Annotated in this window: 8 protein-coding genes and 1 pseudogene; 1 reads left to right on the plus strand and 8 read right to left on the minus strand. The window is 67.4% G+C overall.

Features of this window, described 5'->3' with window-relative positions:
* From QMO14_RS31690 to QMO14_RS31725, 8 genes and pseudogenes are all read right to left on the minus strand, one after another.
* Window positions 1–212, minus strand: a pseudogene (locus QMO14_RS31690) (50S ribosomal protein L3 N(5)-glutamine methyltransferase); the annotation flags it as partial.
* Window positions 209–1,387, minus strand: a complete 1,179-nt coding sequence (gene dapE / locus QMO14_RS31695; RefSeq protein ID WP_301512035.1) for a succinyl-diaminopimelate desuccinylase — start codon at window positions 1,385–1,387, stop codon at window positions 209–211. The pseudogene QMO14_RS31690 and the gene dapE, both read right to left, overlap by 4 nt.
* 123 nt (window positions 1,388–1,510) lie before the next feature.
* Window positions 1,511–2,659 carry a PilT/PilU family type 4a pilus ATPase gene (locus tag QMO14_RS31700; protein ID WP_301512036.1) on the minus strand — a complete coding sequence of 383 codons (1,149 nt, stop codon included), beginning with the start codon at window positions 2,657–2,659 and terminating at the stop codon, window positions 1,511–1,513.
* Window positions 2,660–2,825: 166 nt separating this feature from the next.
* Window positions 2,826–3,659, minus strand: a complete 834-nt coding sequence (gene dapD / locus QMO14_RS31705; RefSeq protein ID WP_301512037.1) for a 2,3,4,5-tetrahydropyridine-2,6-dicarboxylate N-succinyltransferase — start codon at window positions 3,657–3,659, stop codon at window positions 2,826–2,828.
* A 46-nt stretch (window positions 3,660–3,705) separates the two neighbouring features.
* Window positions 3,706–4,926, minus strand: a complete 1,221-nt coding sequence (gene dapC, locus QMO14_RS31710) for a succinyldiaminopimelate transaminase (RefSeq protein ID WP_301512038.1) — start codon at window positions 4,924–4,926, stop codon at window positions 3,706–3,708.
* Window positions 4,927–4,999: 73 nt separating this feature from the next.
* Complete coding sequence (locus QMO14_RS31715) at window positions 5,000–5,638, minus strand: LysE family translocator (RefSeq protein ID WP_301512039.1); 639 nt, start codon at window positions 5,636–5,638, stop codon at window positions 5,000–5,002.
* 39 nt (window positions 5,639–5,677) lie between these two features.
* Window positions 5,678–7,024, minus strand: a complete 1,347-nt coding sequence (gene argA, locus QMO14_RS31720) for an amino-acid N-acetyltransferase (RefSeq protein ID WP_301512040.1) — start codon at window positions 7,022–7,024, stop codon at window positions 5,678–5,680.
* A 79-nt stretch (window positions 7,025–7,103) separates the two neighbouring features.
* On the minus strand, window positions 7,104–9,107 hold the full coding sequence (locus QMO14_RS31725; protein WP_301512041.1) for an AAA family ATPase: 2,004 nt from the start codon (window positions 9,105–9,107) through the stop codon (window positions 7,104–7,106).
* A 395-nt stretch (window positions 9,108–9,502) separates the two neighbouring features.
* On the opposite strand from QMO14_RS31725, the gene QMO14_RS31730 reads away from it, so the two are divergent.
* Window positions 9,503–9,744 (plus strand): hypothetical protein (locus QMO14_RS31730; protein ID WP_301512043.1); only part of this gene is annotated, 242 nt, incomplete at its 3' end.

Consider the following 9,744-nt stretch of genomic DNA (forward strand, 5'->3'; position numbering starts at 1 on the left):
CGCTCGTCGATGAGCGCCGCCACCTTGCCCGCGTCGGCGGGCGACACGGGCCTGTCGGCCACGCCGTCGAGGTCGTCCAGCGGCAACTTCAGGCGCCACAGCACCAGCCAGGCGGCTTCGTCGAAGGCGTTGGCGGTTCCGTGGCCGAAGGCGACGCCGGCTTCTTCCAGCCGCTTCGCGCCCGCCTCGATGAGTCCGATGACGGTGCTCATCCGGCGAGCGCGGCGTCCAGCCGCTTCAGGGTGCGCAGGTAGATGTTCTTCAGCGTCTCGATCTCGGCCACGTCGATGTGCTCGTCGATCTTGTGGATGCTGGCGTTCACCGGGCCCAGCTCGACCACCTGCCTGCAGATCTTGGCGATGAAGCGTGCGTCGCTGGTGCCGCCGCTGGTCGACAGCTCGGTCTCGATGCCGGTCTCGTCGCGGATGGCGCCTTGCACGGCTTCCACCAGCTCGCCGGGCGTGGTGAGGAAGGGCAGGCCGCCGACGGTCCAGGCCAGGGTGTAGTCGACCTGGTGCGCGTCGAGTACGGCATGCACGCGCTGCTGCAGCGACTCGGGCGTGGACTCGGTCGAGAAGCGGAAGTTGAAGTCGATCACCGCGCTGCCCGGAATCACGTTGCTCGCGCCGGTGCCCGCGTGGAAGTTGCTGATCTGCCAGCTGGTCGGCTGGAAATACGCGTTGCCGGCATCCCAGCCGCCGGCGGCGTTGATGGCCACCAGTTCGGCCAGTGCGGGCGCGACCGCATGCACCGGGTTCTTCGCCAGGTGCGGGTAGGCGATGTGGCCCTGCACACCCTTGACCGTGAGCTTGCCGCTCATGGTGCCGCGTCGGCCGTTCTTGATCATGTCGCCGCAGCGTTCCACGGCCGTGGGTTCGCCGACGATACAGTAGTCGATGGTCTCGCCGCGGGCGGCMAGCGCATTGCAGACGACGACGGTGCCGTCGACGCCGGGGCCTTCCTCATCGCTGGTGAGCAGCAGGGCCAGCGTGAGCCGCGGATCGGGCACGGCCTGCAAAAAATCTTCGATGGAGGTCACGAAGGCCGCGACCGAGGTCTTCATGTCGCAGGCGCCGCGGCCGTAGAGCTTGCCATCGCGGTGCGTGGGCGTGAAAGGGTGGCTGGTCCACTGCTCGACGGGGCCGGTGGGCACCACGTCGGTGTGGCCGGCGAACACCAGCGTCTTCGTGGCGGCCTTGGCGTTCGCGGGACGGCGAACCGCCCACAGGTTCGTCACCCGGAAGTCGGCCGGGCCGCTCTCGATGGTCTCCAGCGTGAAGCCCAGCCGCGCCAGCCGCTCGCCGAGGATCTGCTGGCAGCCCGCGTCGTCGGGGGTGACGGAAGGGCGCGAGATGAGTTGTTCGGCTAACTGGAGAGTTCGGGACATGGCACAGGAATGGAGGGGGACTCTTCCAGGAACACCGCGGAACCGGCTTTGCCGGGCCGCTGGTGTTGCCCCCTGCGAGGGGGTTGGCGAAGCGACACGAAGTGCGCGCAGCCTGGGGGAGAGTCAGAATTTGACGTCTAGCGTGATGTCGGTAAAGGTGGGTTCGTCGACCTGGTCGGTCAGGTTGCGGTCGTCGACCTGCTGCCTGGGCGCCGCGCGGTTCTGCAGGCGCCACATGAGGTTGGTGGGCGAGTCGGCCTGCGACAGGCCTTCCTCGCGCGTGATGCGCTCCTCCACGATGAGGCGGGCGATGTCTTCCTCGAAGGTCTGCGATCCTTCGGCCATCGACTTTTCCATGGCCTCCTTCACGCCGGAGAAGTCGCCCTTCTCGATCAGCTCGGCCACCAGCGCGGTGTTGAGCATGACTTCGAGCGCCGGCACGCGGCCGCCGGTCGGCGTGCGCAGCAGGCGCTGCGACACGATGGCGCGCAGCGCGCCGCCCAGGTCGCCCAGCAGCGTGGGGCGCACCTCGACGGGGTAGAAGCTCAGGATGCGGTTCAGCGCGCGGTAGCTGTTGTTGGCGTGCAGCGTGGCCACGCAGAGGTGGCCCGACTGCGCGTAGGCGATGGCGGCGGACATGGTGTCGCGGTCGCGGATCTCCCCGATCTGGATCACGTCGGGTGCCTGGCGCAGCGCGTTCTTCAGTGCCGTTTGCAGCGAGGTGGTGTCACTGCCCACGTCACGCTGGTTCACCACCGACTTCTTGTTGGTGTAGGTGAACTCGATCGGCTCCTCGACAGTGAGGATGTGGCCGCTGGCGTGCTCGTTGCGGTAGTCGAGCATCGAGGCCAGCGTGGTGGTCTTGCCCGCGCCAGTGGCGCCTACCATCAGGATCAGCCCGCGCTTTTCCATGATGAGCGTCTTCAGGATGTCGGGCAGGTTCAGCTCTTCGAAGCTCGGAATCCGGGAGGCGATGTGCCGCACCACCACCGCATAGGTGCCGCGCTGGCGCATCGCGCTGATGCGGTAGTTGCCGGCGTCCTCGATGTGCACGGCCATGTTGAGCTCGCCCGTGCTCTCCAGTTCCTGGATGCGCGCGGCGGGCACCACCTCCGACAGCAGCGCCAACGGCGCCGTGGGCGGCAGCACCTGCGCGTTGACCGGCAGGCAGATGCCGTTGATGCGGATCAGCACCGGCGAATGGGCCGAGAGATAGATGTCGGAGGCCTTGCGTTCGGCCATCAGACGAAGAAGCCGTTCCATCATGTTCATCGGTCTCTCTCCTCGGGTGCTCTTTGAATCATTCGTAAGCTGCGTGCAGAACGCGTTCTTCGCGGGGAACGCCGCGGAACCGGCTTGGCCGGGCCGCTGGCGTTGCCCCCTGCAAGGGGGTGCGCGAAGCGACACGGAGTGCGCGCAGCATGGGGGTGTGCCTGGTTCAGTCGCGCAGCAGGTCGTTCAGGCTGGTCTTGGAGCGCGTCTGCGCGTCGACCGTCTTGACGATGATCGCGGCGTAGGTGCTGTAGTCCTGGCCCGACTTGGTCTTCTTGGGCAGGTTGCCGCTGATGACCACGCTGCCCGACGGAACGCGCCCGTACGAGATTTCGCCGGTGTCGCGGTTGAAGATCGGGGTGCTCTGGCCGATGTACACGCCCATGCCGAGCACGGAGTTCTCTTCGACGATCACACCTTCCACGACTTCGGAGCGTGCGCCGATGAAGCAGTTGTCTTCGATGATGGTGGGGCCGGCCTGCAGCGGCTCGAGCACGCCGCCGATGCCGACGCCGCCCGAAAGGTGCACGTTGGCGCCGATTTGCGCGCACGAACCCACGGTGGCCCAGGTGTCGACCATGGTGCTTTCGCCCACGTACGCGCCGATGTTCACGTACGAGGGCATCAGGATCGCGCCCTTGGCGATGTAGCTGCCGCGGCGGGCCACGGCCGGCGGCACGATGCGCACGCCGGATTCCTTCAGCTCGCTGGCCGACAGGTGCGAGAACTTGGTGGGCACCTTGTCGTAGAAGCCGAGCGAGCCGGCCTGGATCTGCTCGTTGTCCTTCAGGCGGAAAGACAGCAGCACGGCCTTCTTGATCCACTGGTGCACGGTCCACTTGCCCACGCCTTCGCGGGTGGCCACGCGCAGCTTGCCGTTGTTGAGTTCGGTGATCACGTGCTCGACGGCGTCGCGCACTTCGGCCGGCGACGAGGCGACCGAGATGTTGGCGCGGTCTTCCCACGCGGCGTCGATGATTTGTTGCAGTTGCTGGGTCATGGAGAGTCTCGGGTGAAAAATGGGAGCAGGGGCCAGGCGAGGCGGATCAGCGGCGGGCTTCCTTGCAGAAGCGCACGATGCGCTCGGCGGCCTCCACGCATTCGGCCGTTTCGGCCACAAGCGCCATGCGGATGCGGCCCCGGCCGGGGTTGACGCTGTTCGCGCCGTAGTCCGTCTGGCGCGCCAGATAGCTCCCCGGCAGAACCGTCACATTGTATTGAGCGTAAAGGGCGCGGGCGAAGGCTTCGTCGTCGCCAGCCCACACTTCGGGCACGCCGGCCCACAGGTAGAAACTGGCGTCGGGCAGCCGCACGTCGAGCACCGGCTCCAGCAGCGGGGTGACGGCCGCGAACTTGGCGCGGTACTGGGCACGGTTGTCGACCACGTGCGACTCGTCGCCCCAGGCCGCGATGCTGGCCGCGGCCACGGTGCCGCTCATGGCGCTGCCGTGGTAGGTGCGGTAGAGCAGAAACTTCTTGATGATGGCCGCGTCGCCCGCCACGAAGCCGCTGCGAAGGCCGGGCACGTTGCTGCGCTTGGACAGCGAGGTCAGCGCGATCAGGTTGCGGAAGTCGGGCCTGCCGAGCTTCACCGATGCCTCGAGGCCGCTGAGCGGGGGCTCGTCGCGGAAGTAGATCTCGCTGTAGCACTCGTCGGCCGCGATCACGAAGCCGTGGCGGTCGGAAAGCGCGAAGAGCTTCTTCCATTCGTCCAGCGCCATCACCGCGCCGGTGGGGTTGCCCGGCGAGCAGACGAACACCAGCTGGGTGCGGGCCCAGACCTCCCCGGGCACGCTGTCCCAGTCGACCGCGAAGTTGCGCGCGGGCACGCTGGGCACGTAGTACGGTTCGGCGCCGGCGAGCAGGGCCGCGCCTTCGTAGATCTGATAGAACGGATTGGGCGACATCACCACCGGCTGGGGCGAGGCCGTGGGGTCGACCACCGTCTGGGCCAGCGAGAACAGCGCCTCGCGCGAGCCGTTGACCGGCAGCACCTGCGTGGCCGGGTCGAGGGAGAGGCTGTAGCGGGTCTTGAGCCAGTCGGTGAAGGCGGTGCGCAGCTTCAGGTCGCCGGCGGTGGCGGGGTAGGCGGCCAGTGCGCCGAGGCTGGCGCTCAGCGCGTCCTTGATGAAGCCCGGCGTGGCGTGCTTGGGTTCGCCGATGCCCAGGCTGATGGCCGGGAACTCGGGGTTGGGCGTGACGCCCGCGAACAGCTGCTTCAGCCGCTCGAAGGGGTAGGGTTGCAACCGGGAAAGCAGGGGATTCATGGCCGGGATTATCGGTGACACCTGTTACCGCTCCCGGCGAAGCGGCTACTAGCGGCGGCCGGCGGCAAGGCCGTCAGGCTGCGCTGCGGCGATAGAAAGCCAAGGACCCGGCCAGGGCCAGCAGCATGCCGCCGCAGGCGCGGTCGATCCAGCGCGTGGCCGAGATGGTCAAGAGCCGGATCGCGCGGGCGCCGACGAAGGCGTAGGCCAGCATCACCGCCATGTCCAGGCCCGCAAAGATCAGCGCGATGACGATGTACTGCGGCGCCTGGGCCGCCGACGGGTCGATGAACTGAGGCAGCAGCGCCGAGCAGAAGATGTAGCCCTTGGGGTTGGTCACCGCCACCAGGAAGGACTTGAGGAAGATGCGCCGGCTCTCGCCCGCCATGGCCGACGGCGCCGCATCGGCGGCCGGCAGGTGGAAGCCGCCTCTGGAGCGCAGCATCCGCAGGCCCAGCCAGGCCAGGTAGATCGCGCCCACCCATTTCAGCATCGAGAACCAGAACTCCGACGCGGCCAGCAGGGCGCCCAGGCCCAGCGCCACCGCGCCGACCAGCACGAAATCGGACAGCACCGCGCCGAGCATTCCCGGCAGCGCACGGCGCACGCCGTGGCGTGAGCCGTTGCTGAGCGCCAGCAGCACCGTCGGCCCGGGCGTGGCGATCGCGGCAAAGGCCACGATGGCAAAGAGCAGGGCGGTGGCGAGCGTCATCGGGGCGGTCTCCTTGGCGTGTGCTTTTCGGGGCCGGGGCTAGATCTTCTTGACCAGCACCTGGCTCTTGCGGTCCCAGTTGTACTTGCGCTTGCGGGCCTCGGGCAGCCAGTCGGGGTTGACCTGCTGGAAGCCGCGCTTGAGGAACCAGTGCATGGTGCGCGTGGTGAGCACGAAGATGCTTTCCAGGCCCATGGCCTTCGCGCGATGCTCGATGTGCTTGAGGATGCGCTCGCCGTCGCCCTGCGACTGCGATTGCGGCGATACCGTGAGCGCGGCCATCTCGGCGGTGCGCGCCTCGGGATACGGGTAGAGCGCCGCGCAGCCGAAGATCACGCCATCGTGCTCGACCACCGTGTACTGGTGGATGTCGCGCTCGATCTCGGTGCGGTCGCGCTTGACCAGCGTGCCGTCGCGCTCGAAGGGCTCGATCAGCTGCAGGATGCCGCCGATGTCGTCCACCGAGGCCTCGCGCAGGCTTTCGAGCTTCTCGTCGATCACCATGGTGCCGACGCCGTCGTGCACGTACACCTCCAAGAGCAGCGAGCCGTCGAGGGCGAAGGGCAGGATGTGGTTGCGCTCCACGCCCGCCTTGCAGGCTTTCACGCAGTGCTGCAGGTAGAAGGCGGTGTCGGTGGGCTTCTGCGGCGGCGGCAGCGAGGCCAGCAGCTTCTCGGCGGCGTCCAGCGGCAGCTCGGTGTCGATGGGGTTGTCCTCGCTCTCGGGTAGCTCGCTGTCGATGCGGATGCCGGGAATCTCGGTCAGGAAGATCAGCTTGTCGGCCTGCAGCGAGATGGCCACGCTGGTGGCGACTTCTTCCATCGTCAGGTTGAAGGCTTCGCCCGTGGGCGAAAAGCCGAAGGGCGACATGAGCACCATGGCGCCAAAGTCCAGCGTGCGGCGGATGCCGGCGGCGTCCACCTTGCGCACCAGGCCCGAATGCTTGAAGTCCACTCCGTCGACCACACCCACAGGGCGCGCGGTGATGAAGTTGCCCGAAATCACCCGCACGGTGGAGCCCGCCATCGGCGTGTTGGGCAGGCCCTGGCTGAAGGCGGCCTCGATCTCGTAGCGCAGCTGGCCGGCGGCCTCCTGCGCGGAGTCGAGCGCCACCTCGTCGGTGATGCGGATGCCGTGCGAATACTTCGCCTCGTGCCCCTTGGCCGCCAGCTGCTCGTTGACCTGTGGCCGGAAGCCGTGCACCAGCACGATCTTCACGCCCATGCTCTGGATCAGCGCCAGGTCTTGCGCGATGTTCTGCAGCTTGCCCGCCGCGATCGCCTCGCCCGCGAGCCCGACGACGAAAGTCTTGCCGCGGTGCGTGTGAATGTAGGGCGCGACCGAGCGGAACCAGGGCACGAAGGTGAAATTGAAGACGGTGGACATGGGGCGTGATTGTGCATTCATGAAGAGGCATTTGCCTGACTCCGCCCGACTCGGCCTGACCCGGGCCGGGTCGGGCGAATCAGGCGATCGCGCGCAGCACGCGGGCCGCGCTGGCAGGAACCGAGCCGCCACCGCTACCGCCGCCCCCGGAGGGTGGCGGCGGCAGCGGCAGCCCCTCGTGCTGGGCGCGGAAGCCCGCCAGCAGCGCCGCGTAGGCGTCGGTGGCCGCGTTGGCCTCGCCCGAACCCGGATCGGGCAGGTCCAGCATCGCTGCCAGTTGGGCCGGAGCGATGGAGCCATCGCGCAGCAGCGCGTCGACCACCGTCATCAGCGCCGGCGTGTGGGCCTCGAGCAGCGCCAGCGCGCGCTCTTGCTCCTGCGCCAGCAGCGCCTCGATCTCGGGGTTGGTGGCCTCGATGTCGGTGTTGACGTTGTCGCCCGGGTCGTTCGCGACGTCGGTGCGGCTCAGGCGCGTGCCGAAGGCGAAGTGGCGGACGTACTGCGCCGCATTGGCCGTCGCCTGCATGAAGTCCTGAGTGGCACCCGAAGTGCAGGCCTGCTCGCCGAACACCAGTTGCTCGGCGGCGCGGCCCGCAAGGCTCACGCAGATGCGGTCGCGCAGGTTCTCCTTCGACCAGGCCTTGCGCTGCTCGTAGCTGTTGTAGCCGCCCTCGAACGAAGCCACGTTGATCTTGATCTCCTGCGGCGCGCGGCCGAAGAGCAGGCCGTACACCACGCCGTGGCCGGCCTCGTGCACCGCGAGCAGGGCGCGGAAGTCCTCGCTCGAGCGCTGCTTGAGGCGATTCAGCTCCAGCGCCACCGGAAACTGGCGGCGCGCCTTGCGGTACTTGGCCGTGATGCAGGAAACGCCCGCGTCCAGCGAGAGCCACACCGGCTCGCCGCCATTGGCGCCTTGCTCCAGCGCCCACAGCGCGGCGTTGACCAGCGTGGCACTCAGGATCGCGTGGATCGACGAGAACAGCGGTCGCGTGCCCTGTGCCGGGAACACGGCATTGGCGTAGATCTGCTCGTACACGCTGGCGTCGAGCACGAAGCGCACGCCGGAGCTTTCCTGGATCTCGGCCACGTAGCGGTCGCAGATCGACAGGATCAGGCGCACGTAGGTCGCGCGGTTGAACGAGGGGTAGATCACGTGGTTGTTGCCAAGGCGCGCGATCTGCTCGGGGCGGAAGCGCTCGGCCAGCGCCTTCTTCACGTCGATGACGGAGAGCTTCTTCGTCAGCTCGTGGAAGATGTCGGCGTCGGTGTCGCAGTCTTCGACGCGCTGCGCCGTCTCGGCGTACATCTCGTCGAGGTTGCCCGAGACGAACACCAGCAGCTTGCTGTAGTCGGTCTCCCAGCTCTGCTGCGTGTCGCGGAAGGCGCGCAGGCGCGCATGCACCTCGGCGGGCTTCCAGGCCATGATCTGCAGCAGCGTTTCCGACAGCTTCAGGCAGCGCTTCACCTCGCGCGCCTCCCAGGGCGACAGGTGCAGCTTGCGTTTCTTGTCGTACTTCTTCTTGTCGGAGCCGTCGCGGTCCTGCGTGTATTCGGCGTAGGCCAGCGAAGACTCGATCTCGCCGAGCATCGACAGAGCCGGCGGCAGGCGGCCGTCGGACAGCAGCGCCCACACGTCCTGGTAGCGCTCGACCTTGGCGTCGTTGCCGCCGTTGTCGACCGTGCGGAAGCGCTGGAACTCGTCCAGCACCAGGATGCCGGGCATGCCCTCGGCGATGCCCGACTCGGCCAGCATGGCCGAGATGGAGCCGCGGCTGTGATGGCCCGAGCCATGGCTGAAGCCGTCCATCTGCACTTCGATGAAGCGGTCGTAGAAGCCAAGGTGCTGGGCCAGCTTGCGCACCAGCTGCGTCTTGCCGGTGCCGGTGAGGCCCCAGAGGCAGACGATGACGGGGCGGCTGATGAGCTGCGGCAGCACATACCAGGCGCGAAGCGAATCGATCACGCGATCGATGATGTCGTCGATGCCGAAGAGCTCGGTCTTCAGGGCTTCGGCGACGGTCTGCAGATGGCGAGTGCGTTCTGCGAGCTCGGCATGCAGTTGGGTACGGATGTCTTTGGACATGTTTTTCTTCTTGGATATCTGACTGGAACAGGAATGCGGCCGCTCCTTCACCATGAAGGAATCGGCGGGCGGCAGGCGTGACGCTGTGGGTGTCGGTTGCGGCGCTTCTGGCTGCGAAGCGCGCCGACTGTGTCGAGGGCGCGGCTTCAGGCCGGGCGAGGCAACTTGACCCTTCCGTGCACACGGGGCGCACGGCTTGCGCAGCGACGGCGCAAGGTGGTGAGGGCAAGGCGATAGGACATGGACGCGATCGTAGTGGCGGTTTGCAATTGAGTAAAGACTATTTACGGATCGTGTTGCAACCAGGCCGCGCGGTGTGGATGCCATGCAACGGTGGCTGTGCGCGCCGATAATCGACGGTTTGCCTGCCGCGCCGGCCCGACGACTGTTTTCCCTTGACGACCACCACACCCCTTCGCATCGAATTCCCCGAATCGCTTCCTGTCTCCAGCAGGCGCGACGAGATCATGGACGCCATCTCGGCGCACCAGGTCGTGATCGTCTGCGGCGAGACGGGCTCGGGCAAGACCACACAGCTGCCGAAGATCGCCCTCGCGCTGGGCCGCGGCAAGCTCAATGCCGAGCCGGGCAAGGGCCGGCTCATCGGCCACACCCAGCCGCGCCGCATTGCCGCGAG

The organism is Variovorax sp. CAN15 (assembly GCF_030462475.1).
Lineage (GTDB): Bacteria > Pseudomonadota > Gammaproteobacteria > Burkholderiales > Burkholderiaceae_C > Variovorax.

Bases quoted from the DNA above. Each gene is read 5' to 3' on its own strand.
- dapC (WP_301512038.1), bottom strand. From the start codon at position 4,926: ATGAATCCCCTGCTTTCCCGGTTGCAACCCTACCCCTTCGAGCGGCTG.
- argA (WP_301512040.1), bottom strand. From the start codon at position 7,024: ATGTCCACCGTCTTCAATTTCACCTTCGTGCCCTGGTTCCGCTCGGTC.
- QMO14_RS31725 (WP_301512041.1), bottom strand. From the start codon at position 9,107: ATGTCCAAAGACATCCGTACCCAACTGCATGCCGAGCTCGCAGAACGC.
- QMO14_RS31700 (WP_301512036.1), bottom strand. From the start codon at position 2,659: ATGAACATGATGGAACGGCTTCTTCGTCTGATGGCCGAACGCAAGGCC.
- dapD (WP_301512037.1), bottom strand. From the start codon at position 3,659: ATGACCCAGCAACTGCAACAAATCATCGACGCCGCGTGGGAAGACCGC.
- QMO14_RS31715 (WP_301512039.1), bottom strand. From the start codon at position 5,638: ATGACGCTCGCCACCGCCCTGCTCTTTGCCATCGTGGCCTTTGCCGCG.